Genomic DNA, 25,839 nt, shown 5'->3' with positions numbered 1-25,839 from the left:
ATTTCCTGCGGGGTGGAAGCCGCATGTGTGCGACGATGAGCAAAAAGAAAAAGTCAGACAAGCCCGAGCATTCTAGCGTGCCGGATATCGAATCCGCGCGTGGCATCTCCGGTATGGAGAACGCGAGAGACTGGTTTCGCGCCCGCAATATCGAGGAAATCGAGTGCCTCGTTCCAGACCAGGGCGGGGTGGCCCGCGGCAAGATCATGCCGGTGTCGAAATTCCTGGCCTCGCCGGTGATGAACCTGCCGCTTTCGATTTTCTATCAGTGCATCACCGGCGAATATCCCGCCTATGACGGTCTGGTGGACGCGGTGGAAGCCGATACCGACATGTTCATGCAGCCTGATTGGTCGACCCTGACCGCGGTGCCGTGGGCGATGGATCCGACAGCGCAGGTCATTCACGACGCGATGACGCGCGACGGCCGCCCCGTCGAGCAGGCGCCTCGCCAGGTGCTGCGCCGCATCCGCGAACTCTACCGCAAGAAGGGCTGGCAGCCGGTGGTGGCGCCGGAGATCGAGTTCTATCTGGTCGAGCCCAACACCGATCCCGACTATCCGCTGAAGCCGCCGATCGGCCGATCCGGCCGCCCGGAACTTGGACGTCAGGGCTATTCGATTTCGGCCGTCAACGAATTCGACGCCCTGTTCGAGGACATCTACAAATATTCGGAACATCAGGGCCTGGAGATCGACACGCTGATCCACGAGGACGGCGTGGCGCAGATGGAGATCAATCTGCGCCATGGCGATCCGCTTGAACTGGCCGACCAGGTCTTCCTGTTCAAGCGCACCATCCGCGAGGCCTCGCTGCAGCACAAGATCTATGCCACCTTCATGGCCAAGCCCATGTCGGGCGAGCCGGGCTCGGCGCTGCACATCCACCAGTCGATCGTCGACGCCGAAAGCGGCCAGAACATCTTCTCCGATCCGGAGACGGGCGGGCCGACCCCGCTGTTCTTCTCCTTCCTGGCCGGCCAGCAGAAATATCTGCCGGCGATCATGTGCATGCTGGCGCCCTATGTGAACTCCTACCGCCGGCTGACGCGCGATTCCATGGCACCGATCAACGTGCAATGGGGCTATGATAACCGCACGGCGGGCCTGCGTGTGCCGCCCTCGGGCCCCGACGCAAGGCGCGTCGAGAACCGGGTTCCTTCCTCGGACGCTAATCCCTATCTCGCCATCGCCGCGAGCCTGGCGGCCGGCTATCTCGGCATGACCGAAGAACTCGATGCGACGGCGCCGATCGAGTCGGATGCCAAGAATCGCGATTTCGAGCTGCCCCAGAGCCTGCTCGAGGCGGTCGCGGGAATGGACGAGAGCGAGGCGATCCGCCAGGTGATGGGGACTTCCTTCGTCACCGCCTATGCCGCGATCAAACGCCAGGAACACGAGACCTTCATGAAGGTGATCAGCCCCTGGGAACGCGAGCATTTGCTCTTGAACGTGTAGAATTCGAAGCGCGGACTTCACAGCGACATGCCGGCATGTCGCGATGTCCGCTCTTCCCATCGCTTGGCATAACGTTTCCAAGGGCGGACAGGATGTCCGCGCTCCCAGGATCATGACCGACAACACCGGCCATCCGGCCAATTCCTATTACACCGCCACCGCCAACCGCCTTCCCGCCCAGCCTCAGCTCCTGGGCGAGGAGCGGGCCGATGTCTGTATCGTCGGCGCCGGCTATACCGGGCTCGGCGCCGCGCTCGCCTTCGCCGAAAAAGGGCTTTCGGTGATCATGCTTGAGGCTGCCGAGATCGGCTCGGGAGCCTCGGGGCGCAATGGCGGCCAGGTTCATTCGGGCCAGCGCCGCGACCAGGATTATCTGGAGAAACTGGCGGGCCTGGACGGCGCCAAAGCGTTATGGCGGATGGCGGAGGACGCCAAGGCCCATCTCAAGGGCCTGATCGTCAGGCACCAGATCGCCTGCGACTACAAGCAGGGCATCCTGATCGCCGACCACAAGCCGCATTATGTGGCGATGTCGCACGCTTATGCCGAGAAGCTCAGGACGGTCTACGGCTATGACAAGGTCGAGGCCATCGGCAAGGCCGAGCTCGACGCCGTCCTCGGTGCGACCGGTTATTACGGTGGCTTCGTCGATCATGATGGCGGCCATCTCCATCCACTGAACCTGGCTCTGGGGCTGGGCGCGGCCGCGATTGGCGCCGGTGTGCGGATCTTCGAGCGTTCGCGTGCCGTCAGCTACCGGGCCGAGGGCAGCAGGGCGGTGGTCCGTACTGCGCAAGGCAGCGTTTCCGCCGACTGGCTGATCCTGGCGGGCGATGGCTACCTCTCCGGGCTCGACGCCTATACCGAGGCGCGGGTGATGCCGATCAACAATTTCATCCTGGCGACCGAACCTTTCTCGGACAATGAAGCCAGGGCCTTGATCGCCAACGATTATGCCGTGGCCGACAGCCGCTTCGTGGTGAACTATTATCGCCTGTCGGCGGATCGGCGCCTGATCTTCGGCGGCGGCGAGAACTATCGCTCGGGCTTTCCGGCCGACATGAAGGCCTTCGTACGCAAGCGTATGCTCAAGGTCTTCCCCAGCTTGCCGACAAGCGCATCGACTATGCCTGGGGCGGCACGCTCGGCATCACCGCTACGCGTCTGCCCTTCGTGCGGCGGCTGGCGCCCAACGTGCTGACGGCGTCGGGCTATTCGGGGCAGGGCGTGATGCTGGCGCCCTATTTCGGCAAGATCCTGGCGGATGTCACCGCCGCCACCCTCGGCGAGTTCGACCGCCTGGCAGCATTGCCGACACCGCCCTTCCCGGGCGGGCGCCTGCTGCGCTGGCCGACCCTGGTGGCCGGCATGAGTTATTATGCGCTGAGGGACCGGCTCTGAGCCCCCCGGGTGAGGCGCGTTCGAGCGGAACGCGTTTTGCCCCATGCCAGGTTTAAGCGGTTCCACACAGGGATCCGACCCGTCGACCGCCACGCTCCGGCCTCTCGCCCATCGGGCCGGTGCGAGCATGCCGGCCGGTATTCAGCTTGCAAGATCCAGGAAAACGTCACACTCTCCCGGCGCTTTAGAAGTCTCCCGCGCTGCAATGCCGGATACTTCATCTCTATACGCAATCAAGACAACGTCATTCTACAATATTGTCAAAGCGGGATGGAAAGCGCCATGGTTTCCTATTCGGATTATTATTGGCCCGGATTAAGTCTGCATCGGATCACGCATGCCAGATTGATCGGATGGGCCGCCAGGACTTCATTTGTCGTGGGGACACTGACCCTGGCCGTCGCTGCGACCCCGGCAAGCGCTGAAGGCTCGGAGCCTTGGATCACGACATGGGCCGCCACGCCAGCCCCACGCTGGGCCGAGGAATTGCCGGCGCCCTTCGATGTGCCCGAGGTGCTCGGCGATCAGACCGTCCGCCAGATCGCACGCATCAGCGTCGGGGGCGAACAGGTGCGTGTCGTCATCTCCAACGAGTTCGGCACGCGTCCGGTTGCGATTGGCTCGGCCAGCGTGGCGCTGTCCAAGGGCGGCAGCGCCATCGACGAGGGCTCCGTGAAGCCGTTGACTTTCGGCGGTAAGCCATCGGCCGTCATTCCGCCCGGCGCGCCCCTGCTCAGCGACCCCGTGGATCTGCCGGTCAAGGCCCTGTCGAGCCTGGCGGTCAGCTTCTACCTGCCCAACAGGGCCGGCATCACCTCGGTTCATTGGGATGGGGCCCAGACCGGCTATGTGTCAGAGCCCGGCGACAAGACCAAGGAGGCCGATTTTAAGGCAGTGAGCACCAACAAGTCGCGCCTGCTGCTCAGCCGTATCCTGACCACGGCCAAGCCGGAGTCGAAGGCTATCGTATTCTTCGGCGATTCCATCACCGATGGCGCCTGTTCTTCGCCGGACAAGAACAATCGCTGGCCCGATCATATCGCCGAGCGGCTGCAGGCCGAGGGGCATCAGGATGTTGCGGTGGTCAACGAGGCCTATTCGGGCAATCGCGTGCTCTCGAACGGCATGGGAACCAATGCTCTCAGCCGGTTCGACATGTCCGTGCTCAGCCATCCCAAGGTTTCGACCGTGGTGATGATGATGGGGATCAACGATATCGGCTGGCCGGGCAAGGATGCCATCACCCCGGCCGATCCCGAACCGACGGCCGAGGACGTGATCGCCGGCTACAAGCAGATCATCGATCGCGCCCATGCCCATGGCATCCGTTTCGTCGGCGTCACCCTCTCGCCCTTCGTCGACACCTTCAAGGGGTTGCCGACCTCCGGTTACTACACGCCGGAGAAGGAAAAGATCCGCCAGGAGGTGAATGCCTGGATCCGGGCCAACAAGACGGCGGACGGGCTGATCGACTTCGACAAGGTATTGCAGGATACAAAGGATTCCAGTCGCATCAATCCTGCCTATGATTGCGGCGACCACCTGCATCCCAACGACGCCGGCTACGAGGCCATGGCCAAGGCCGTCGATCTCGGTGTGCTGGTGCCCAAGCAGTAGCTGAACGATGCAAAGGCCCCGGCGGCGCTATTGCGCCGGGGACGCTCTACGGCGTCTGACGGGTGGCGCTAGGCCAGCCGACGGTCGAGTTTGAGAAGGGTGCGCAGCAGCACCTCGGCGCCGTCGGCGCATTGCCGGGGCGATGAATATTCCCGTTCATTGTGGGAAAGCCCGTCGCGGGACGGGATGAAGATCATCGCCGTCGGCGCGAGGGTCGCCAGATGGGCGGCGTCATGGCCGGCGCCAGATGCGATGTCGCGGCAGGACAGGCCGCAATCGGCGGCGGCCTGGCGGACAGCATCGATGCAGGCGGGATCGAAAGCGACCGGTTTCTTGGCCCAGATCCGCTCGATGCGGCTGTCGGTCTGGCCGGCAACGGCCTGTCGCAATGCGGTTTCCATAGCTTCCAGCCCGGCTTCGCCGGGATGGCGCATGTCAATCTGCAGGCTGACCCGACCCGGAACGACATTGCGGGAGTTCGGGAAGACACCGGCGCGGCCGACCGTCAGCACGCCGGGGGCATGGGCGCGGCCGATCGCCTCGACATCGAGGATCAGGCGGGCGGCGGCGGTCAGCGCATCGCGCCGGTTCGCCATCGGGGTCGAGCCGGCATGGGATTCGGTGCCTTTGATCTCCACGTCGAACCAGCGCAGGCCCTGCACGCCGGTGACGGCGCCGATCGCGATCCCCTCGGCCTCCAGAACGGGTCCTTGTTCGATGTGGAGTTCGACATAGGCGGCCGGATTCTCCGTATGGGATCGGCTGCCGCGATAGCCGATGGAGTCGAGGGCCTGGCCGACACTGACGCCGGACTGGTCGCGGACCGCGAGCGCCTCGTCGAGCGCGATGGCGCCGGCATGCACGCCCGAGCCGAACATGGCCGGGGAAAAGCGCGAGCCTTCCTCATTGGTCCAGTTCACCACCGTCAGCGGGTGCTCGGTGACAAGGCCCGAGCTCTTCAGGGCGCGCAGGGCGGCGAGCCCGGCCAGCACGCCGAGGATGCCGTCATAGCGCCCGCCACCTGGCTGGGTGTCGAGGTGGCTGCCGGTCATGATGGCGGGCAGGGCGGCATTGCGCCCGGGATAGGAAGCGAACAGATTGCCGATCGGATCGATGGTCACGCTGCAGCCGAGTTCGCTGGCGCGGGCAACGAACCAGTCCCGGACGGCTTTGTCCTCCGGCGTCAGCGTGAGGCGGGAGACGCCGCCATTCCCGGTGCCACCGAAACGGGCGGTGGCCTCGATATCGGCATTGAGCTGCGCCGCATCGATGAGGGGCGTCGGGCCGATCCGGCTGGCGAGAGGCTGGTCCATCATTCCGCCTTGGCGGCTTCTTGCAGCTTGTAGCGGAAATTGCAGTGGCTGGAGCCGTCCATGATCGTCTGCGTGCGCTCGAGTGTGATACGCGGATCGTAGCCCGTGCAGAACACGCCGTCGCGGTTGCAGGACAACAGGTGCCCGATCTTGCCGAGCCCCATCTCCTTGTAGGTCTCGGCATAGCGGCAACGATGGACGTTGTAGTCGAACTCGGTGTCGGTGGCCTTGACTACCTCGATCACCAGCGCGTCGTCCTGGGTCCACAGGGCCTGCAAATCCTGGAAACTGCGCAGATCGGTGCCGCCCGGGGTCTTGGCGGCAAAGCTGCGGCCGGCCGCGATGGCGGCCTTGCGGATGGCGGAATCAAGGATCGACTGCGCCAGTTCCTCGCCGAGGCGTTCACGCATTTCCTCATAGATCGGCGCGATGATGCCGGCCTCGATCCGCCGGCGGGCGAGAATGCCGATCTCGCCCTCCATGACGGCCTTCGCGCTTTCCGTCCTGTCGGGATCTGCTGCCTGCTTCATGACCTGCCTCCTGTTCGTTGCTCGATCATGCTGCCAGTTGGGCAGCGTTGGGGCCTGGCGCAAGCGAAAAATCGACGGCGGCGGCCGCGTGGATCGTGGTGGAGTCGAAGCCGGGTAGGCCGAGGCTGTCGGGGGAGAGGATCAGGCAGATCTCGGTGCAGCCAAGGATCACGCTGTCGGCGCCTTCGGCCTTGGCCCGCTCGATCAGGGCCTCGAGCTTGCGGCGCGAGCTATCCTTCACCAATCCGGCGCAGAGTTCGGAGAAGATTACATCATGCACGATGGCCCGGCCCTCGGCATCGGGAACCATCACCTCGATGCCATGCTGGCCCATGCGGTCGGCGTAGAAGCCGTGTTCCATGGTGTAACGGGTGGCGAGCAGGAGGGGCCGGCTGCGGCCGGCTGCGGTCAATGCCTTGGCGGTTTCGTCGATGATGTCGATCAGCGGACAGGCGATCGCCTCCTGCACCGGGCGGGCAACCAGATGCATGGTGTTGGTGCAGATCAGCACGCAGCCGGCACCGGCGCCTTCGAGGTCGCGGGCCACGCTTGCCAGCCTCTCGGCCGCCACATCCCAGCGTCCGGCCTTCTGCATGTCGACGATATCCTGGAAATTCACCGAATGCAGCATGACCTCGGCCGAATGCAGGTCGCCGCGCCGAGCGCGCACTGCCTCGTTGATGAGCTTGTAATAGATCGCCGAACTCTCGAAGCTCATGCCGCCGATCAGGCCGATTTTCCGCATATCCGTCTCCCATCCGGGGTTGATTATCATGCCTGAATAATGCCTCGAAATGGATGAAAATGGTTTGCATTTTTTGGGCGTTTGGGATGCTGAAGGAACATGTATATTGCGTCTAAAATTGGAACAGGCAAAGATTTTGCGCCGTAGACTTCTTCTACACAATCTGGATGCGTGAGGGAGTCATGAAGCTCGACCATCGGGACAAACAGATCCTGGCCCTGCTGCAGCTCCAGGCCGACCATCCTCTCGCCGATCTCGCCGAGAAGACTCATCTATCGCCCTCGGCTTGCTGGCGGCGCGTCAAGCGCCTGGAGGAGGAGGGCTACATTGTGCGGCGCGCGGCGCTGCTCGATCGCAAGAAGGTGGGGCTGCCGACCACGGTCTATGTCATGGTCCGCACGGCGAACCACTCACTGGATTGGCTGGAGCGTTTTCGCGCTCTCGTCGCCGACACGCCGGAGATCGTCGAGATGCACCGCCTCACGGGGGATATCGACTATCTGCTCAAGATCGTGCTGCCCGACGTCGAAAGCCTCGACCTGGTCTACAAGAAGCTGGTCGCCAAGCTGCAATTCAACGACATCTCTTCCTACATCTCGATGGAGATGTTCAAGGACACCACGGTGCTGCCGCTGTCCAATGCCTGAAGGTTCAGCGCAACGGAATGAGCGCTTTCAGCCGCGCCAGCCTGCGGCCGAACAGGGAGGGGTTGCCGAGGGCGCGCGCCGTCACCAGCGCCCCCTGGATGCCGGCGACGATGTCCTCAGCAAGTTCGCTTGCGGAATCCGGATCTTTGCCGAGGCGCTGCAGGGCTTGCGCCAGCGCGTCGCGCCATTCGGCGAAATAGCCGTTGATGCGCTCTGCGAAACGGTCACGCACATCCGACAGGGCAAACACGCCGACGATGCAGACACGCCCGCCCGAATGGAAATAGCGGTCCGTCGCCTCGAACATGGCCGCGATCGCGGCTTCAGGATCCGCAGTGGTCCGCAATGGCTCGAAGACATGAGTGCGGAACCAGCCGTCGATATGGTCGAGCACGGCGGCCGCCATCTCCTCCTTCCCGCCCGGGAAGAAGTTGTAGAGGCTGCCCTTGCCGAGGCCCGTCTGCTGGCCGATGAGGGCGAGACTGGCGCCCTCATAACCATGGCTGCGAAAGACCTCGGTGAGGGCGGGCAGGATGTCGGCGCGCTCGCGGACCGTCTTCATCTAGAGCGTTTTCCAGAAAAGTTGACAGACTTTTCGATTAAGAAAAAGCGTCAAAACAAAGAGTTAGAGCAAAACGACTATTCGGAGAGAAGTCGTTTTGCTCTAAAGGCCGAGATCGCTGAGTCCGGGATGGTCGGCGGGGCGCGGAGCGCTGCGATCCCAGCGGAACTTGCGCTCGCTCTCGCGGATCGGCACGTCGTTGATGGACGCATGGCGCACTGCCATCAGGCCGTTCTCGTCGAATTCCCAGTTCTCGTTGCCATAGGAGCGGAACCAATTGCCGGCATCGTCATGCCATTCATAGGCAAAGCGCACGCCAATGCGGTTGTCGCCATAGGCCCACAACTCCTTGATCAGGCGATAGTCCTGCTCACGCTGCCATTTGCGAGTGAGGAAGCTCACGATCTCCGTGCGTCCGGTCAGGAAATCGGAGCGGTTACGCCAGCGGCTGTCAGTCGTGTAGGCGAGCGAGACGCGCTCGGGATTGCAACTGTTCCAGCCATCCTCGGCGGCGCGGATCTTCTGTATCGCCGCTTCCCGGGTGAAGGGAGGCAGCGGCGGGCGTTGTTCGGGCATGGCAATTTCCTTATCTGTACCGATTGGTCCATCATGGACCAATCGGTACAAGAGTCAAGAACTTCCTTGGAGCGGGGACTTCACGCCTTCTGCGGCAAGGTCAGCCCATATTTGGCTGCGAGCTCGACGAAGGCCTCTTCGCTGACGGGATCGACCGGCACACCCTTGCGCGCCCGTTCTTCCTCCACGGCCCATTCGCGATCACCCGGCGCCATCGGCTTGCCGCTCGCGCCCTCGGCCGGCATGGCGGCGCGGATATTGGCGAGGTAGCGTGTCATGATCGCGCCATAGATCTCGGGTGCGATGAAGGCCGAAGGATTGATGGCGAGGGCGAAGCCTCCCATGTCGCGTGGAGCGCCGGTCGAGGGCTGGCCGTACATCGGCACCAGCTCGGTGGAGAGCGCCATGCCGGTGAGGGGGGCGGACAGGATCTCCACCAGCCCGGCGAGCGCGGCGCCCTTGAAACCCTGCTCGCCGCCTACCGGTGAGAGCACGCGGGCCGCTTCGGGATCTGTGGTGTTGACGCCCTTCTCGTCGACGGCCACGCCCTGAGGCAGAGTGAGGCCGAGCGAACGGTAAAGCAGCACGCGGTTTTGCGGGATTGCGCTGGTCGCCATGTCCATCAGCCAGGGGCGCTGGCCGGGGACCGGGGCGCCGATGGCGATCGGGCTGGTGCCATGGAAGGCGTCACGCCCGTCGAACAGCCGCACGGCTGCGTCGGAATTGGCGGTGAGCAAGCCGATGAAACCCTGTTCGGCAGCCCACATCGGATAGGCACCGGCAGCGCCCATATGGGAGGAGCGCCGGATGGTGACGGCGCCGATGCCCTGCGTCCTGGCGATGTCGACGGCCACTTCCATGGCCCGGTAGCAGGCCAGGTGTCCGATGGCGCCATCCGCATCGAGAATGGCCGTCGCACCTTCGCCGCGTGATACTTCGAGCTGCGGATGGCCGTTGATCTCGCCACTGGCCAGCACCGAGAGGTAATAGGGCAGCAGTCGGACGCCATGGCTGTCCACGCCGAGGCGCGAGGCATGCATCATGGCGCGGGTGGCGGCCCGTGCCGAGGGCACGTCGGCTCCGCCGGCCAGGAGGGCGGATTCGAGAAAGGGTTCGAGGCTGCTACTCGTATAACGCTGCGGTTCGCTCATCGGTCATGCTCTGTCTTCGGATAATCATCCTGGTCGCTCGGATCGACTTTGTCGGTCTCCTCGCCGGGAATGGCGTAGACGCCCTTCAGCCAGCGCGACAGGTCGATGTCGGCGCAACGCTTCGAGCAGAAAGGCTTGCTGGCCTCGACGCTGGGCTTGCCGCAGATCGGGCATTTGCGCTTGCGCAGAGGGGTTGGGGTCGGTTCGCTCACAATTCGTCCCTCCAGGTGCCGCGGACCGGGAAGCCCGCCCCTTCGAGAAGGCTCACCGTCTCATAGAGCGGCAGGCCGACGACATTGGTGTAGGATCCGACAAGGCGCAATACGAACACGCCGGCGCGGCCCTGGATGGCGTAGCCGCCCGCCTTGCCGTGCCATTCGCGGGAATCGAGATAGGCATTGAGTTCGTCGTGCGACAGATGCTTGAAGCGCACCCGTGTTTCCACCAGCCGGGTCCGGATCGTGCCATGCGGATCGGCGACGGCGACACCGGTCATCACGATATGGCTGCGGCCCGACAACAGGCTGAGGCAGGCTTCGGCATCCTCGCGGGTCTCGGCCTTTGGCAGGATCCGCCCGGTGCAGGCCACCACCGTGTCGGCCGACACCGTATAGGCGCCGGCAAGATCGGGCCGGCTGGCGAGAGTGGTCAGGGCCGCCTCGAGCTTGCCCCTGGCAAGCCGCTGCACCAGCATGCGCGCCGCCTCGCCACGCCGGGGCGTTTCATCGATATCGGTGGGCAGCAAGGCATCCGGCTCGCAACCTGCCTGCTCGAGCAGGGCATGACGGCGCGGGCTGGCGGAAGCGAGGACGAGCTTGGGACGTTCAGTCATGACAGGCGCAATAGCAGGATTCGTCCTGTTTGGACCAGAGTTGGCTGAGAATTAGAACCCGGGCCCTGGGGCTGCGGTTTGTCTTCCTGGGAGGAAGCGTCATTCGAAAAGCGCAGTCGGTTTATAAAAAGTTCCGCAGGGAACAGAGGTTGACCCCGCATCTATACTAAGTCCCGCCGACACTTATAAATGCCGTGGCATGTATTTCATTGCGAGGGGCTGAGGAGTTCTTGCCGAGCACGAAAGCTAGCTCGAATGATCTCCGACGATTTCGATTAAATCGTGAACAGGGAAGGGGCTGGCATGCAGCATAAAGGTTATATCGCTTTCGTGGCGGCGAGTATTGCTTTGCTCCCGATCGGAAGCGCGAAAAGCGAGGTCATCGGCCGTTACGACATGGGGCAATGGGTGATCGAAGCCAATGCCAGCAATGGCCGCTTCGAATATTGCGCTTCCAGCGGCAAATACTCCAGGGGAGCCGCGGTGCATTTCCTGCTGACCCGCGAGACGGCCTGGGGCATGGTCATCGAGAATCCGAACTGGAACTGGGTCAGGGATTCGCGCGGCGATGTCACCTATTGGGTCGACAATTACCGCTCGCGTGCCAGTGGCGCCAAAGCCACGGCGCCGACCCGGCTGCTAATTCCGCTGGCCGACTCGACCCAGCTCTTCCAGGAGATCCGCAGCGGCCGGGTCCTCTATTTCCAGCCTCGCGGCAACAAGTCCTTCTCGGTCACCCTGAACGGCACATCGTCAGCGTTGAGCGCGCTGATGCAATGCGTGGCTCGCTATCGCTAGGGCGCCTTGCGATTCTCGGCGATTCCGTCAAATCGCACGACGCCTTAGGCAAGGCCGGAGGCGGCGCGCATGAATGGCGCCGTTCCGCTTACTGTCCTTCGGGATAATCGGCGCCCTTGGTCACCTCTTCCCAGGCATCGAAGTTCTGCGTGAGTTGGGCGATCTTGGTACGCGCGCCTTCGAGTGCGATGTTGCCGAGCAGCAGGCGCAGGGGCGGGCTGTCGGCTTCGACGGCCTTGATGATCGCCTGGGCGGCGCGCACGGGGTCGCCAGGCTGCTGGCCGCTATAGCCGCGAATCTGGCTCTGGCGGGCGCCGGAGGTCTCGCGATAGGCGTCGATGGTCTGCGGCGCCTCGTTGGCCGAGCGCCCGGCCCAATCGGTCCGGAACGGGCCGGGCTCGACGATCAGCACCTTGAGGCCGAGCGGAGCGACCTCCTGGGACAGGGCTTCCGACAGGGCCTCCACCGCGAATTTGGTGGCGGTGTAGAAGCTGACGGAGGGGGCCGCCCGAAGCCCGCCGAGCGAGGAGATGTTCACGATGGTTCCCGAGCGCTGCTCGCGCATCGCCGGAAGCGCAGCACGCGTCATCGCCGTCAGGCCCCAGACATTGATGTCGAACATCTTGTGGACCTCGCCGAGGTCGCTTTCCTCGAACGAGCCGAAATAGCCGATGCCGGCATTGTTTACGAGGACGTCGATGCGGCCGAACCGCTCCAGTGCCACGGCCAGGGCGGCATCGATATCGGCCTGCTTCGTCACGTCTAGTTTGAGCACCAGCGCCGTGTCCCCGAACTCCATGACGAAGTCCTCAAGCTGGGCAGGGTTGCGGGCCGTGACCACGGTGGGATAGCCCAGCGAAAGCGTATGGCGCGCCAGTTCGCGCCCGAAACCGGTGGAGCAGCCGGTGATGAACCAGACGGGCTTTACAATTTCTGACATGACAATCTCTTTGGAAAGCAAAGGTGAGGCATCTTACATAGAAGCAGGGGCCTGTCTCAATAAGCGCGGTAAAATCATATGGGCCATATAGTTTGGCTGATGAATAGCCGGCTTTTAATTGTCCTTTTTTCAACCAGATCGGGTCAGGACTATCTCCCGCCTTTCGGTGTTGGCGCGGTTGGCAGCGTCGAGGCAGGCGATCAGGTGTCGTGCATAGGCCCCATCGACGGGAACCGGCGTGTTTCCCTCGATGGCCGCCGCCATGGCCCGCCATTCGGCTTCGACGGCACGCTGCATCCAGGCGGGATCGGCGGAATGGGCGATGGGGGTCCACGTGCCGCCACGCCCGATCGAGACGCCGTGCTCGAAATCGATGCGTAGCGTGCCGCCTTCGCAGACGAGATCCATGGCGAAGCTCACGGCGCCATCGCGATAGCCGATGCTGGCGACCTGGCCGATGCGCCCATCCGTGAAGCGCAGCAGCATCAAGGCACTGTCGTCGGCCTCCTGCCGGTGGAGCCAGGTACCGGAGAGAGCGCTCACCGCGGCGATCTCGCCGCCCATCAGCCAGACCAGGCGGTCGAGGGCATGAATACCGGCCGTCATCAGCATGCCGCCGCCCGATGCGTGGGAGAGATGCCAGGGGCGCCGGTTGGCCTCCATCCACAATTTGATCATCCAGCTGCTGCCGAGCACCGGCTGGCCGAGCGTCCCGCTGTTGAGAATCTCCCGGGCGATGAGGCAAGGACGGGCGAAATGCATGACATGGCCCACCATCAGTTGAATGTCGGCCTGCTGAGCCGCAGCATTTATGGTGTCGCATTCGGCGATCGTCGGCGCCATTGGCTTTTCCAGGAGGATATGCTTGCCGGCCTCAGCCGCCGCCACGGCCATCTCGGCGTGCAGGTGATGGGGCGTGGCAATGACGACGGCGTCGACGGCGGGATCGTCGAGCACTGCCCGCCAGTCGGTATGGACGTTGCCACCATGTTCGCGGGCGAAGGTCTGCGCCGCCGCGGCGTCTTCGCGGCAGACGGCTGCGACACGCAGGCCCCGGGTTGCGGCGATCGCCTTGGCGTGAACCGTGCCGAAATGGCCTGCGCCGATGATGCCGATGCCGATCATGCCATCGCCGTCCCATAGGCCTCGTCGATCATTGCCATGGCCCGCCAATAATCCTCGATGCCGACGAGTGGGGCCTCGCCCCGCGACAGGCGGCCGAGCGTATCTGCCATGAAGGCTCTGTAGCGCTCGCCTGGCGGAAAGGGCGGTTCTTCGCGTGTGACCTCGTCGTCGAGCGTCGTGATGCGGCAATGGTCTCCGCGGTCGACGAGGTAGGCGTTTGCGCTGGAGACCCGCCATTCGAAGTCGCCGCCCGCCGCCATCGAGGCGTAGGTGTAGCCGGCCTCCACCGTGACGATCAGGCCCTGGTGGCTACGCAGGGTCACCACCGCATAGTCCTCGACCGCCTCGCCATGCAGATGGCCGAGAGAGGCGGAAACCAGTTCCAGGTCGCTGTCACCCGCCAGGGCCAGCGCGGCGTCGATGCCGTGGATACCGAGATTGCGCAAGGCGCCGCCGCCGCTGGTCTGCGGCGCCAGCAGCCAGGGCACGCCATCGATGCGATAGCGCTCCGGCGGTCCGTTCACGAGGCGGAACTGGGCGTGGGAAAGTCTGCCAAGCCGGTCGCTTGCGGCAAGTTCTGTCATGCGCGCCCAGATCGGGCTGCAACGATTGGGAAGCGGCACGGCGATGAAGGCGCCATGCCGGCCGCGGTCCCTGAGCGGTTCGAGTTCGGACGCTTTTAGCGCTGCCGGCTTCTCCAGCAGCACGGGCAGCCCCGCATCGACCAGGGCAAGCGCACGCTCCACCAAACCTGCCGGCCTGCCCATCAACACCACGAGATCCGGCCGGGCCGCCACCACGGCTTCGAAGGAAAGATAGGCCTGAATGCCGTTCTCCAGGGCAAAGCGCGCTGCGATGTCGGCATCCTCGTCCCAGACGCCCGCAACGGTAGCCCCGGCATGATGGGCCGCCTCCCGTTGCATGCTCGCATGCCAATGTCCGACGCCGGCCAGGGCGATGCGCATGGTCGTTTCCTCCATCTTTTGAAGATTGACTTGACAGATATCCTACAAGTCAATCACTATCAAGCAATGGACAACGAGGCGGGCAAATGGCTGTAGACATGACGAGGGCAGGCAAGGCGAAGGCGATCAAGCCGCTCGACCGGCCGCCGCTTCTGCATGTCTCCGTGCAGGAGAGCCTGAAGAGCTACATCGCCGACAATCAGCTCGGGCCCGGTTCGGCGCTGCCGCCGGAAGGCTTCCTCGGGCAGCAATTGGGCGTCAGCCGCAATTCGGTGCGTGAGGCGATCAAGGCATTGGAGTCGGTCGGCATCCTGGAGACTCGGCGAGGCATCGGCGTCTTCGTCAAGGCCTTCTCCTTTGCGCCGCTGCTCGACAATCTCGCTTATGGCCTGGGCGGAGCCTTGCGCGAGGTCGAAGAGGTGCTGGAGATCCGCCGCGTGCTGGAAGTCGGCCTGATCGCCAAGACGATTGCGTTGATCGGCGAAGACGACGTCGAGGAATTGCGCCAGACGGTCGAGCAGATGCGCCAGGCCGCCGAGCGCAATCAGAGCTTCGCCGCGGAAGACCAGCGCTTCCACAATTTGCTGTTCCGCTGCCAGGACAATCGCATGCTGACCAGCCTGATCGATGTGTTCTGGCTGGCCTTCTACAAGGCCTCGGATTTCGTCAACCTGGCCAATATCGATCCGATGGCCACCTGGCAGGATCATTACGACATCTATGCCGCCGTGGCCGCGCGGGACGTCGAGGCCGCCCGCAGCCGCCTCGACCAGCATTATGACGGCATCGCCCGCCTGCTTGCGACCAGGAAGACAGCGCCGACGCCCGATTGAGGGCCTTGCGGCCGGCGCGATCAAACAAGAAGAGACGAGGGGAGAGATCATGGCACTGAGGAAGATTGCGCTCGCGCTTTTGGCCGCGACGATCATGGCAATACCTGCCGCCGGACAGGCCCAAGCCGCCGACAGTCCGGCGATAACCGGCGCTTTCGATGTCGGCCCGGGCGGGTTCCAGGGCAATTTCAACCCCCTGGCGGCCACCGGTGGCTTCACCTGGCTCAATCTCTATTTCGAGCCTCTAGTCATCTATGACGGCAAGCTGGAGAAGATCGAGGGGGCGTTGGCCACCAAGTTCGATGTCAGTGCCGACCGGCTCTCCTACAGCTTCACCCTGGCCGACACCAAATGGCATGACGGTCAGCCCTTCACCTCGGCAGATGTGAAATTCACTATCGAAACCGCCAAGAACGGCGCCAGCGGCTCGGTCTTCGCCGCCCGCCTGGCGGCGATCCAGGCGGTCGAGACCCCGGATCCCCGTACCGTGGTCCTCAAGCTGTCGGCCCCCAATGCCGGCCTGCTCGACACGCTGACCCAGTTGATGATGCTGCCCCAGCACGCGCTCAAGGACATTCCGGCGGAGACGCTCGCCAAGAACCCCTGGTGGTCGAAGACGCCTGTTGGCACCGGCCCCTACAAGTTCTCGCGCTATGTCACCGACCAATATGTCGAACTCGCCGCCAATGACGATTATCGCGGCGGCAAACCGGTGACTGGCCGCATCATCAACCGCTATTTCGCCAATACGGCGGCAGCCGTAGCGGCCCTGCGCGCCGGGGAGATCAGCTTCAGCTATGTGGAGGCCGATGACGCCGCCTCCTTCAAGGGCAACGACGCTTATCGCGTCATCGACGGCAATTCCTTCGTGGTCAATTATCTCGGCTTCAACCAGGAAGCGCCCCTGTGGAAGGACCTCAAGGTGCGCCAGGCGGTGATGCATGCCATCAACCGCGATGCGATCGTCCAGAGCCTCTATGGCGGGGCCGCCAAAACAGCCAATTGCGGCTATGTCGCGGACCGGCTTCAGTCCGCCGATCTCGACCCCTATGCCTATGATCCCGAAAAGGCCAAGCAATTGCTGGCCGAGGCCGGCTGGGACAAGGTCAATGGCGACAAGCCGATCACCCTGCTGACCTATTACAATACCCCACAGGCCACCAATGTGCTTGCCGCCATCCAGGCCATGTTGTCCCAGGTCGGCATCAACGTGGTGCCGCGTGCCGTCGACACGCCGACCTATAACGGCACCATCTATGCCCAGAAGCCGGATTGGTCGCAATTCCCGCTGGTCTATGCCGGCCTGCGCAACGGCCCGGATCCCGGCGGCCTCAACATGGGCCTCAACGAGAAGCAGATCCCGCCGCAGGGCGCCAATTTCCTGCGCATCAAGATGCCGTCGGTGAGTGGGGCCTTCGACGCGGCCTTGAACGAGGCCGACGACGCCAAGCAGGCCGAACGCTACCAGGCGGTGTGCAAGGCGATGAATGCGGACCTGCCCTGGGCGACGCTCTGGGTCGCCAACCGCTATGGCGTGGCTTCGAGCAAGCTCAAGAATTTCGTGTGGCTGCCCGCTCCCGGCGGTGGGCCTTATGCGGCTCATCCGGAGAAATGGGCGGTGGAATAGAGAGGCGAGAATTCCTCCCCGACTTCGGGGAGGGTGGGCCGGCAGAGCCGGCTCGGGTGGGGTAGAGTGGTGCGGTCTCGCCTTCTTCCGATCACCTACGCCACTCTCCCCCTTCCGTCGACGCTACGCGTCGACACCTTCCCCGAAGTCGGGGAAGGATTCTCGCGCGCTATCCTGGAACCTCGATAGATCAAACCCCGCTCCCAACGAGGAACGCCATGCTGCGCTATTACCTCAATCGCCTGCTGGTCGGGGCCGCCATGCTCGTCGCCCTCAGCCTGCTGGTCTTCGTGCTGCTGCGCCTGGCGCCCGGCGATCCGATCGACGCCTATATCAATCCGAATGTCGCGATGTCGCAGGAGGAAATGGCAGCCGTGCGCAGCCGGCTCGGGCTCGACCGGCCTTTGCCGGTGCAATACGCCGCCTGGCTCGCCAGCGCCGCCAGGGGGGACCTGGGTTTCTCGCTGCAGCGCAATGGCGACACCGTACTGGGCCTGATCGGCGACCGTATCGGACCGACACTGCTGCTGATGGGAGCAGGCCTGGCGATCGCCATCGTCGTCGGTATCGCCACGGGCATTCTCGGTGCTGTCAGGCGCAACTCACCGACGGATGTGAGTCTGTCGATCGCTGCCTTCTTCGGCATCTCCAGTCCAGCCTTCCTGACGGCCCTGGTCGGTCTCTACGTCTTCTCGGTGCTGCTGCGTTGGGCACCCTCGGGCGGCATGCTCACCCCGGGCGCGCCCTTTTCGGTGGGAGACCTGCTGCGCCATCTCATCCTGCCGGCCCTGCTGCTGTCGATCGGCCATGCTGCCCTGATCATGCGCTACATGCGCGCCTCGCTCTTGGAAGTTCTCAACCAGGACTATGTGCGCACCGCCCGCGCCAAGGGCGTCAAGGAGTTCTGGGTCATCGTCAAGCATGCGCTGCGCAACGCCCTGCTGCCGGTGGTCACGCTGATCGGCTCCACCATCGGCATTGCCGTGGGCGGCGCGATCTTCCTGGAAAGCGTGTTCAACTGGCCCGGCATGGGCCTGCTGCTGGTCAACGCGGTCTCGACCCGGGACTATCCGGTGATCATGGGGGCGACCCTGGTGGTGGGCGCCTGCGTCATCATCGTCAACATCCTCACCGACGTCGCCTATGCGGCTGTTGATCCGCGCATCAAGGTTGCTTGAGATGGCGGTTTCGACACAGCTCCGGTCCGGTGGCAACGGCCCGCTCGCTCGGGCGATGAGACGCTTTGCCGCCAACTCAGTCACGCTGGTGGGCCTCGCCATTCTGCTGATCATGCTGGCGCTGGTGGTCTTCCATCCCTGGCTGCTGCGCTACAAGCCCAACGATATCGATCTCCTGGCCATCAACAAGGGCCCCAGCGCTGTCCATTGGTTTGGCACGGACGGTGTCGGGCGCGATATTCTCGCGCGCGTCCTGCGCGGCGGCCGCATCTCCCTATTGGTGGCAGGCAGCTCGGTGGTGATCTCGCTGGTAATCGGCTACGTTGTCGGCGCGCTCGCCGCCATGGCCGGGCGCATCGTCGACGCCGTGGTCATGCGCCTGGTCGACCTCGCCATGACACTGCCGCCGGTGATCCTGTTGTTGGTGATCGCCTCGATCACTGGTGCCGGCATCGTCTCCACCATTGCCGTGATCTCGCTGCTGTCCTGGCCGGTACTGGCGCGCATGGTACGGGCCAGGCTGATGGAACTGCGCGAGCGCGACTTCGTCATCGCCGCGCGCGGCATGGGTGCCTCGCTCGGCCATCTGCTCTGGCGCCATGGCCTGCCGAACACGATCGACATCCTCGTCGTCTATGCCGCCCTGCAGTTCGCCGCCGCCATCCTGCTGGAGGCCGGCCTCTCTTTCTCGGCCTCGGCATTCCGCCACCGGAAGCGAGCTGGGGCAACATGCTGAACGCCGCCCGCAGCACCGTCGTGCTGGAGCAATACCCCTGGCAATGGCTGTTCGCCGGAGGCGCCCTCGTCCTCACCGTGCTCGCCATCAATTTTGTCGGCGACGGCCTGCGCGATGCCTTCGATCCTCGTTCCGAACTCAACTGATTGCAAAAAGGTTCTCCATGTCCCCCGCATCCCCTCTGTTTCCATCCCCTTTGTTTCATGGCGTCGTGCCGCCGGTCGTCACGCCCCTGACCGCCGATCTGGAAGTGGATTATCCCTCCTTCGCCCGGGTGATCGAGCATCTGATCGCCGGCGGCGTGCACGCCCTCTTCGTGCTGGGCTCGACCAGCGAGGTCGTCTTTCACGACGAGGCGACGCGCCGGAAGGTATTGGAATTCGCGGTCGAAACCGTCAACGGCCGGGTGCCGGTCCTGGCCGGCGTCGTCGATCCCACCACCGATCGCGTCATCGCCCATGCTAGGACGGCCCAGTCGATCGGGGTGAGCGCCGTGGTCGCCACCGCTCCCTTCTATGCCCGTACGAGCGCGCCGGAGGTGATCGACCACTTCCGCTATCTGCGCCAGGCGATCGACGTGCCGGTGGTCGCCTACGACATACCGGTCTGCGTGCATTTCAAGCTCGACCGCCATACGGTGGTGACGCTGGCCCGGGAGGGCAGCATCGTCGGCCTGAAGGATTCGAGCGGCGACGACGGCAATTTCCGCTATGCCCTGATGGATCTCGCCGACCGTCCCGAGATCATGATGATGACCGGCTCGGAAATCGTCTGCGACAGTGCCTTGCTGATGGGCGCCCATGGCATCGTACCTGGCCTCGCCAATGTTGACCCAGCCGGCTATGTCCGGCTCTATGATTTCTGCCGCAAGGGTGACTGGGCAGGTGCGCGCCAGGAGCAGGAGCGCCTCTGCCGCCTGTTCGAGATGGTCTGGGTCGCGGCCCCGCGCGTCAGTGCCGGTTCGGCAGGCGTCGGTGCCTTCAAGACGGCGATGCGCCGGCTCGGCATCATCGAAACCAACCAGATGGCGCGTCCGCAGCGGTCGCTGAACGAAGCCGAGGCGGCCACGATCGAGACGATCCTGCGCCAGACCGGCCTGTTGAGCTGAGCATGGCGATGGCCGCGCAGCCGATCCTCGCCATCGAAGGCCTGAACACGGTGTTCCGCGTCAGCGGGCGCGAAGTGCCGGCTGTGTCGGATCTCGACCTCGCCATCGGCATCGGCGAAACGCTGGCGCTGGTGGGTGAGTCCGGCTCCGGCAAATCGGTGACCGGACAGTCCATCATGGGGCTGCTGCCCGGCAAGATCGCACGCGTGGCCGGCGGGACGATGCGGTTCCGGGGCAGGGATGGCACCACTCGCGATCTCGTCGCCTTGGATGCCGAGGCGCGGCGGCGCATCCGCGGCAACGAGATCGGCATGATCTTCCAGGAGCCGATGACCAGCCTCAATCCGGTCTATACCATCGGGGATCAGATCGCCGAGCCGCTCCGCGTGCACAAGGGCTGGTCGCGCAAGGCAGCCATGGCCGCCGCCGTCGAGCTGCTCGACAAGGTGGGCATCCCCGATCCCACCCGCCGGGCCCGCCAATATCCGCACGAACTCTCCGGCGGCATGCGGCAGCGGGCCACCATCGCCATGGCGCTCGCCTGCGACCCGGTGCTGCTGTTCGCCGACGAGCCGACGACGGCGCTCGACGTTACCATCCAGGCCCAGATTCTCGACCTCTTGCAGCGCCTGCAGGCGGAGAAAGGCATGGGCGTCCTGTTCGTTACCCATAATCTCGGCGTGGTCGCCGAAATCGCCCATCGTGTCGCGGTGATGTATGCCGGCCGCATCGTCGAGCAGGGTTCCGTTCGCGATGTCTTCAGACATCCCCGACATCCTTACACCAAGGGCCTGCTGGCCTCTGTGCCGAGGCTGGGCGAGGCGACGCGGCTCAAGAAGGCCGGCGGGCGCCTGGCCGCCATTCCCGGCGCCGTTCCCAGCCTTGCCACCATGCCGCAGGGCTGTGCCTTCGCGCCCCGCTGCTCCCTTGCTTTGCCGGCCTGCCGAGAGGCCATGCCGGCGCTGGCCGAAATCGGGGCCGGGCATGCCAGCCGCTGCATCCGTTCGCAGGAGTTGTGACATGGAGACGTCTTCTCTCGGCCCATCTTCACCGCTTCTCAGTGCGCTCACGCCGCTTCTCAGCGTGCGTGGACTTGCCAAGCAGTACGGTGGCTCCGGTCGATCAGCGCCGGTACGGGTGCTCGAGGATATTTCCTTCGAGGTCAAGCGCGGCGAGGTGGTCGGGCTCGTCGGTGAGTCCGGCTCCGGCAAGACCACGATCGGACGTTCGATTTTGCGCCTGATAGAGCCGAGCGCCGGCGAGATTCTGTTCGACGGCAACGACATCGCCCGCCTGTCGGCCGGGCATCTGCGCCGGCAGCGCCGGCGCATGCAGTATATTTTCCAGGACCCCTTCGCCAGCCTGTCGCCACGCATGACCATCGGAGAGATCCTGATGGAGGGGCTTTCCATCCAGGGCATCGGTACCCGGCGCGAGCGCCTCGACAAGGCTCGCGCCACCCTCGAAGCGGTCGAATTGCCGCCCGATGCGCTTGATCGCTACCCTCACGAATTTTCCGGCGGTCAGCGCCAGCGTATCGGCATCGCGCGGGCGCTGATCCTCGAACCGGACCTGATCGTCGCCGACGAGCCGGTCTCTGCACTCGACGTCTCGATCCAGGCCCAGATCGTCAATCTCCTGCGCGATCTCCAGGCCCGCCTCGGCCTGACCATGCTGTTCATTTCACATGACCTCGCCGTCGTGGAGTTCATCGCCGACCGCGTCATCGTGCTCTATCTCGGCCGCATCATGGAAATCGCGCCTTGCGACCGGCTCTATGAAGCGCCCAAGCACCCCTATACGCGGGCGCTGCTGTCGGCGATCCCGGAACCGGACCCCGATCGGCCGCGCCAGCGCCAGATCCTGAAGGGCGACATTCCCTCCGTCGCCAATCCGCCCTCGGGCTGCGTCTTCCGCACCCGTTGCCCGCACGCCATCGAGGCCTGCGCCCGTGAAATCCCCAAGCTCGAGGAAGTCGAGCCGGGTCATTTCAAGGCCTGTATTCGCCAGGACATCAGCGCATGACCCTTCGCGGCAACTGGGCGACTCTGCTGCTGCCGATCGCACCCGACGATGCGATCGACTTCGGCCGCCTCGGCGAAGAGATCGACCTCCTGATCGCGGCCAGCGTCGACGGCATCTACTCCAACGGCACGGCCGGCGAGTTCCACAACCAGACCGAAGCCGAATATGAGGCGATCCAGGCTTTGCTGGCTGAAAAATGCCAAGCGGCCGGCATGCCCTTCGTGATCGGTGCCTGCCAGGGCGATCCCCGCCAGTCGCTGGAGCGGGTGCGGAGGGCGGCCGGGCTGCAACCGACGGCGATCCAAATCATCCTGCCGGACTGGTGGCCGGTGACCGACGAGGAAGCGATCGATTTCCTGGATATGATGGCGGAGGCGGCGCGGAGCCTGCCGCTGGTGCTCTACAATCCGCCGCATGCCAAGCGCGTCCTGCCGCCGGAGGCGCTCGGTGGGCTCGCGCGGGCGGTGCCATCCGTCAAGGCCATCAAGCTCGCCGATGGGGATGAAGCCTGGTACGCCGCTGCGCGCCGGCATCTGGCCGGCATCGCGCTTTTCGTTCCCGGCCATCATCTCGCCACCGGCATCAAGGCGGGCGTGGCGGCCGGCGCCTTTTCCAATGTCGCTTGCCTCAACCCCCGCGGTGCGCAGGCCTGGACCAATGGCATGACGGACGACATTGAGGCCGCACTCGATCTGGAGCGGCGGCTCCGCCGCTTCATGGATGAGCACATCGTACCCTTCAGGCGCGATCTCGGCTATTCCAACGCCGCACTGGACAAGCTCCTGGCGGCTATCGGCGCCTGGGGCCCGGTCGGCCCGCGCCTCAGGCGTCCCTACCGCTGGATTGCCGAGAGCGAGGCGGAGCGATTGCGTCCCGTCGCCAAGGCGCTCCTGCCGGAACTGTTCGAGGCGTGAATTCTTTCGGGGATCGCAGGTACGCCTGCCTGCTCTTTCTGTCCTGAAACTGCGATGTTTCCAGGAGCCGGCAGAGATGCGATCCCAGGGATTATCCCAGCTTCTTTTCCAGCTCCGCGTAAAGCGCGCTCTGCGGCTCGAAGACGAAATCGAGGCTGGTCACTGCGATCGAGGCGGCGCCCTGTGCCGTCAGCCAGGCGACGAAGTCGAAGACCTGTCCGGCCGGGACGAGGAAGGTGAGGGGCTGGCCCTGGGCTGGCAGGCCGAAGGGAGCGCTAGCGCCGAAGAGCTCGCCGGCATCCCGCAGATGCTGCTGGTTCACGCCGCGCAGGAGGCAGCGCATCTCGCGCTGGGCGCTGCCCTTGGCCTTGGCGGCGAGGCGGCCGAGCATGGCGGCCGCGCCGGCGCGGGCACGCTCGTTCCAGTCGGCACCGAGCGAGGCAACGAGATTGGCCTGGCTCTTCAGCATGATGCCGTCCTCGATCACCTTCAGCGCATTAGCGGTGAGTGTCGATCCGGTGGTGGTGATGTCGACGATGAGATCGGCGGCCCCGGAGGCCGGTGCACCTTCGGTGGCGCCGAGGCTCTCGACGATCAAATAGTCGGCGACGCCGTGCGCCGAGAAGAAGGCGCGGGTGAGGTTGATATATTTGGTCGCGACCTTGAGACGGCGGCCATGGCGCTGGCGAAAGCTCGCGGCGACGTCCTCGATGTCGGCCATGGAGCGCACGTCGATCCAGGCTTGGGGCACCGCGACCACGACATTGGCCTGGCCGAAGCCGAGCGGCTGTACGAGCGTGACGCGTTCATCGGCGCGCGGAATGTTCTCGCGCACCAGGTCCTCGCCGGTGACGCCGAAATGGATGGCGCCCGAGGCGAGCTGGCCGGCTATCTCGGAGGCCGAGAGGAACAGCACCTCCACATCGTCCATGCCGGGCACGGAACCGCGATAGTCACGCGCACCGCGTTCTTGCACGAAACGGATGCCGGCGCGCTCGAAGAAGGAAGTACAGTTTTCCTGCAGTCGGCCCTTCGACGGGATGCCCAGAAGCAGCGGGGAGGGAGAGGGGTTAGTCATCATGCGTCTCCGCCGAACCGGTCGAGCCAGATCGAACAGCCCACCGCCGGCACGGCCTCGGCGGCGCCGAGCTGCGCCATCAACTGGTCGTAGCGTCCGCCGCCGACGCGGGCCGCGGCTTCCGGCTCTGCCGGATCGGTCAGCTCGAAGACGAAGCCGGTATAATAATCGAGGCGGCGCCCGAAGCCGGTGGCGAACTTGATCCTGACAACGTCGATATCGCGGGCAGCGAAGAAGCCGGTGCGTTCGTCGAAGGCATCGAGAGCCGCGTTGAGGTCGAGTCTGGCTTCGCCGGCGATGGCACGCAATTCGGTGCTGGCGCTGTCGGGATCGCCGGTGACGGCAAAGATCCGCCGGGTGATCGCCACCTTGTCGGCATCGACGCCAAGACCAGAAGACAGCGCCGCCTGTTCCAGGAAGCGGTCGGCGATCTCATCGACGCTGCGCCCGCCAATCGGCTGGATGCCGGCGATCGACAGGAGGTCGGCGACGGCGGCACGGGCCGAACCCGGGTCCGAGCCTTCGAGGGCCGCGAGGAAGCCGGCATAGGCGGCAGCGCCATTCTTGGGCGCGGAACTGCCGAGGCGGGTAAGGTCTTCGTCGAGGTCCTTGGAGCGCCTGAGGTCGCTGGTCAGGCGCCGGCGCCATACCGGCGGCAAATCGAGCGCATCGAGCATGGCGGTGACGATGCCGGCATCGCCCATGCGGATGTCTGGTCTGGCAAGGCCGAGATCGCCAGCCGCTTCCAGTGCGATGGCCAGCATTTCGGCATCGGCGGCCGGCTTGTCGTTGCGGCCGAAACTCTCGAACCCGGCCTGCAGGAATTCGCTCGGACCGTCGGTGCGGAAGCGGAACACCGGGCCGCGATAGGCATAGGCGCCGACATCCCCGGCTTTTACGGCCTTGAGATGATGCAGCGACACCGGAATGGTGAAATCGGGCCTGAGGCAGAATTCTCCGCCCTCGGCATCGGTGGTCAGGAAGGCGCGGCGGCGCATGTCCTCGCCGAGCAGATCGAGGAACAGGCCCGCCGGCTGCAGGATCGGCGGATCGACCAGCTGATAGCCCGAGCGCGAGGCGAGCGCGTCGAAAGCTTCATAGGCGGGATGGGGCATGCCGGCGGTCCATAGTGAATGTCGGGGGTCTTCTAGCAGGGCAGGCGGCGGGGTGCGACTGGAAAGGGCAAACGAGGTTTATGCGAGTTGTCATCCCCGGCGAGCGAAGCGAGGGAAGGGGATCCAGGGGCCGCAGCCTCATTCGTTCGGTATGCTATATTCCATATCGAACCATTGAGGATTTGCATCCTCGATGAGCTTGAGTTTCCAGGCGCGATTCCATCCCTTGAGCTGCTTCTTTCTCATAATGGCTTCGTCGATGCGTTCGAAAATCTCGAACCAAATGAGAGTGTAAACACGGTATTTCCTTGTGAAACCTGGAACAGTGCCGGAGCGGTGTTGCTCGATACGTCGATGAAGATCGTTTGTCACACCGACATAGAGGGTTCCGTTGCGTTGGCTGGCGAGCATGTAGACGAAGTACAATCGCGCGCGCCCGCTCCAGTATTCGGGCTTTCCTACCATTTCTGGCGGGGTTGTCGCCGGAAAAAGCATCCTGAGGCTAGAACGCATTCTCGGCCCCTGGATCCCCTTCCCTCGCTTCGCTCGCCGGGGATGACAGCGTG

The 25,839-nt window shown here is 64.4% G+C and carries 25 protein-coding genes and 2 pseudogenes; 13 read left to right on the top strand and 14 right to left on the bottom strand.

All coding sequences use genetic code 11. From position 1 onward, the window contains the following. Nucleotides 1-23: 23 nt before the first annotated feature. From ACR9ZN_RS17655 to ACR9ZN_RS17645, 3 genes and pseudogenes are all read left to right on the top strand, one after another. Entirely contained in the window at nucleotides 24-1,457 is a 1,434-nt protein-coding gene (locus tag ACR9ZN_RS17655) for a glutamine synthetase family protein (RefSeq protein WP_481272792.1), read from the top strand. A 43-nt stretch (nucleotides 1,458-1,500) separates the two neighbouring features. Then, nucleotides 1,501-2,858: pseudogene (locus ACR9ZN_RS17650) on the top strand (NAD(P)/FAD-dependent oxidoreductase). A gap of 282 nt (nucleotides 2,859-3,140) precedes the next feature. Beyond that, nucleotides 3,141-4,475: an SGNH/GDSL hydrolase family protein gene (locus tag ACR9ZN_RS17645; protein WP_481272791.1), complete on the top strand. Its 1,335-nt coding sequence runs from the start codon at nucleotides 3,141-3,143 to the stop codon at nucleotides 4,473-4,475. A gap of 68 nt (nucleotides 4,476-4,543) precedes the next feature. Here the strand turns inward: ACR9ZN_RS17645 and ACR9ZN_RS17640 are convergent, their stop codons facing one another. Genes ACR9ZN_RS17640 through ACR9ZN_RS17630 form a run of 3 tightly spaced genes read right to left on the bottom strand, consistent with a single transcriptional unit; the run spans nucleotide 4,544 to nucleotide 7,063 of the window. Then, nucleotides 4,544-5,791 carry a Zn-dependent hydrolase gene (locus ACR9ZN_RS17640; RefSeq protein ID WP_454815433.1) on the bottom strand — a complete coding sequence of 416 codons (1,248 nt, stop codon included), beginning with the start codon at nucleotides 5,789-5,791 and terminating at the stop codon, nucleotides 4,544-4,546. Next, a complete protein-coding gene (locus ACR9ZN_RS17635; protein WP_434957763.1) occupies nucleotides 5,788-6,318 on the bottom strand; it encodes an L-2-amino-thiazoline-4-carboxylic acid hydrolase in 531 nt (176 codons plus the stop codon). The genes ACR9ZN_RS17640 and ACR9ZN_RS17635 overlap by 4 nt, the downstream gene beginning before the upstream one ends. Nucleotides 6,319-6,343: 25 nt before the next feature. Further along, complete coding sequence (locus ACR9ZN_RS17630) at nucleotides 6,344-7,063, bottom strand: aspartate/glutamate racemase family protein (RefSeq protein WP_434957762.1); 720 nt, start codon at nucleotides 7,061-7,063, stop codon at nucleotides 6,344-6,346. 182 nt (nucleotides 7,064-7,245) lie between these two features. Here ACR9ZN_RS17630 and ACR9ZN_RS17625 point away from each other — a divergent pair, with 182 nt between their 5' ends. Further along, nucleotides 7,246-7,710 (top strand): Lrp/AsnC family transcriptional regulator, encoded by a 465-nt coding sequence (locus ACR9ZN_RS17625; protein ID WP_434957761.1) that lies wholly within the window; start codon nucleotides 7,246-7,248, stop codon nucleotides 7,708-7,710. A gap of 4 nt (nucleotides 7,711-7,714) precedes the next feature. Here ACR9ZN_RS17625 and ACR9ZN_RS17620 read toward each other — a convergent pair whose 3' ends face one another. The 5 genes from ACR9ZN_RS17620 to ACR9ZN_RS17600 form a co-directional block, all read right to left on the bottom strand. Then, a complete protein-coding gene (locus tag ACR9ZN_RS17620; protein ID WP_481272790.1) occupies nucleotides 7,715-8,272 on the bottom strand; it encodes a TetR/AcrR family transcriptional regulator in 558 nt (185 codons plus the stop codon). 102 nt (nucleotides 8,273-8,374) lie between these two features. Continuing rightward, nucleotides 8,375-8,848: a nuclear transport factor 2 family protein gene (locus tag ACR9ZN_RS17615; protein ID WP_454815426.1), complete on the bottom strand. Its 474-nt coding sequence runs from the start codon at nucleotides 8,846-8,848 to the stop codon at nucleotides 8,375-8,377. Between the two features lie 80 nt (nucleotides 8,849-8,928). Beyond that, complete coding sequence (locus ACR9ZN_RS17610) at nucleotides 8,929-9,999, bottom strand: Ldh family oxidoreductase (RefSeq protein WP_434957758.1); 1,071 nt, start codon at nucleotides 9,997-9,999, stop codon at nucleotides 8,929-8,931. Beyond that, a complete protein-coding gene (yacG, locus tag ACR9ZN_RS17605) occupies nucleotides 9,996-10,211 on the bottom strand; it encodes a DNA gyrase inhibitor YacG (protein ID WP_434957757.1) in 216 nt (71 codons plus the stop codon). Before yacG ends, ACR9ZN_RS17610 begins: the two co-directional genes overlap by 4 nt. Continuing rightward, complete coding sequence (locus tag ACR9ZN_RS17600) at nucleotides 10,208-10,831, bottom strand: Maf family nucleotide pyrophosphatase (protein ID WP_454815423.1); 624 nt, start codon at nucleotides 10,829-10,831, stop codon at nucleotides 10,208-10,210. Before ACR9ZN_RS17600 ends, yacG begins: the two co-directional genes overlap by 4 nt. 303 nt (nucleotides 10,832-11,134) lie before the next feature. Between ACR9ZN_RS17600 and ACR9ZN_RS17595 the strand changes: the two genes are divergently transcribed. Beyond that, entirely contained in the window at nucleotides 11,135-11,629 is a 495-nt protein-coding gene (locus ACR9ZN_RS17595) for a hypothetical protein (RefSeq protein WP_454815421.1), read from the top strand. An 88-nt stretch (nucleotides 11,630-11,717) separates the two neighbouring features. On the opposite strand, the gene ACR9ZN_RS17590 is transcribed toward ACR9ZN_RS17595, so the two are convergent. From ACR9ZN_RS17590 to ACR9ZN_RS17580, 3 genes are all read right to left on the bottom strand, one after another. After that, complete coding sequence (locus tag ACR9ZN_RS17590) at nucleotides 11,718-12,569, bottom strand: oxidoreductase (protein ID WP_481272789.1); 852 nt, start codon at nucleotides 12,567-12,569, stop codon at nucleotides 11,718-11,720. Between the two features lie 129 nt (nucleotides 12,570-12,698). After that, the gene (locus ACR9ZN_RS17585; protein WP_481272788.1) at nucleotides 12,699-13,694 is read right to left on the bottom strand and encodes a Gfo/Idh/MocA family protein; all 996 of its coding nucleotides are present in this window, start codon (nucleotides 13,692-13,694) and stop codon (nucleotides 12,699-12,701) included. Continuing rightward, on the bottom strand, nucleotides 13,691-14,659 hold the full coding sequence (locus ACR9ZN_RS17580) for a Gfo/Idh/MocA family protein (protein ID WP_454815415.1): 969 nt from the start codon (nucleotides 14,657-14,659) through the stop codon (nucleotides 13,691-13,693). The genes ACR9ZN_RS17585 and ACR9ZN_RS17580 overlap by 4 nt, the downstream gene beginning before the upstream one ends. A 98-nt stretch (nucleotides 14,660-14,757) precedes the next feature. Here ACR9ZN_RS17580 and ACR9ZN_RS17575 point away from each other — a divergent pair, with 98 nt between their 5' ends. The 8 genes and pseudogenes from ACR9ZN_RS17575 (at nucleotide 14,758) to ACR9ZN_RS17540 (ending at nucleotide 23,080) form a co-directional block, all read left to right on the top strand. Then, complete coding sequence (locus ACR9ZN_RS17575) at nucleotides 14,758-15,492, top strand: FadR/GntR family transcriptional regulator (RefSeq protein WP_454816828.1); 735 nt, start codon at nucleotides 14,758-14,760, stop codon at nucleotides 15,490-15,492. A gap of 49 nt (nucleotides 15,493-15,541) precedes the next feature. Next, nucleotides 15,542-17,119, top strand: coding sequence for an ABC transporter substrate-binding protein (locus ACR9ZN_RS17570; RefSeq protein ID WP_481272787.1), 1,578 nt, complete (start codon nucleotides 15,542-15,544; stop codon nucleotides 17,117-17,119). A 218-nt stretch (nucleotides 17,120-17,337) separates the two neighbouring features. Beyond that, nucleotides 17,338-18,297 (top strand): ABC transporter permease, encoded by a 960-nt coding sequence (locus ACR9ZN_RS17565; protein WP_481272786.1) that lies wholly within the window; start codon nucleotides 17,338-17,340, stop codon nucleotides 18,295-18,297. Nucleotide 18,298: 1 nt separating this feature from the next. Next, nucleotides 18,299-19,179: pseudogene (locus tag ACR9ZN_RS17560) on the top strand (ABC transporter permease). Between the two features lie 17 nt (nucleotides 19,180-19,196). After that, complete coding sequence (locus ACR9ZN_RS17555; protein ID WP_481272785.1) at nucleotides 19,197-20,141, top strand: dihydrodipicolinate synthase family protein; 945 nt, start codon at nucleotides 19,197-19,199, stop codon at nucleotides 20,139-20,141. A gap of 8 nt (nucleotides 20,142-20,149) precedes the next feature. Then, a complete protein-coding gene (locus tag ACR9ZN_RS17550; RefSeq protein WP_434959688.1) occupies nucleotides 20,150-21,160 on the top strand; it encodes an ABC transporter ATP-binding protein in 1,011 nt (336 codons plus the stop codon). 1 nt (nucleotide 21,161) lies between these two features. Continuing rightward, entirely contained in the window at nucleotides 21,162-22,166 is a 1,005-nt protein-coding gene (locus ACR9ZN_RS17545; protein WP_454815409.1) for an ABC transporter ATP-binding protein, read from the top strand. Beyond that, complete coding sequence (locus ACR9ZN_RS17540) at nucleotides 22,163-23,080, top strand: dihydrodipicolinate synthase family protein (RefSeq protein WP_481272784.1); 918 nt, start codon at nucleotides 22,163-22,165, stop codon at nucleotides 23,078-23,080. The genes ACR9ZN_RS17545 and ACR9ZN_RS17540 overlap by 4 nt, the downstream gene beginning before the upstream one ends. 91 nt (nucleotides 23,081-23,171) lie before the next feature. Here ACR9ZN_RS17540 and hisG read toward each other — a convergent pair whose 3' ends face one another. The 3 genes from hisG to ACR9ZN_RS17525 form a co-directional block, all read right to left on the bottom strand. Next, nucleotides 23,172-24,158, bottom strand: a complete 987-nt coding sequence (gene hisG / locus ACR9ZN_RS17535) for an ATP phosphoribosyltransferase (protein WP_481272783.1) — start codon at nucleotides 24,156-24,158, stop codon at nucleotides 23,172-23,174. Next, entirely contained in the window at nucleotides 24,158-25,273 is a 1,116-nt protein-coding gene (locus ACR9ZN_RS17530) for an ATP phosphoribosyltransferase regulatory subunit (protein WP_481272782.1), read from the bottom strand. Before ACR9ZN_RS17530 ends, hisG begins: the two co-directional genes overlap by 1 nt. Nucleotides 25,274-25,411: 138 nt before the next feature. Next, nucleotides 25,412-25,786, bottom strand: coding sequence for a GIY-YIG nuclease family protein (locus ACR9ZN_RS17525; RefSeq protein ID WP_481272781.1), 375 nt, complete (start codon nucleotides 25,784-25,786; stop codon nucleotides 25,412-25,414). Nucleotides 25,787-25,839 lie beyond the last annotated feature (53 nt).

It is taken from the genome of Labrys sp. HAY1-8F, assembly GCF_056754975.1.
Note: the sequence above shows the minus strand (reverse complement) of the source record. Positions and strands in the feature narration are given on the sequence as shown.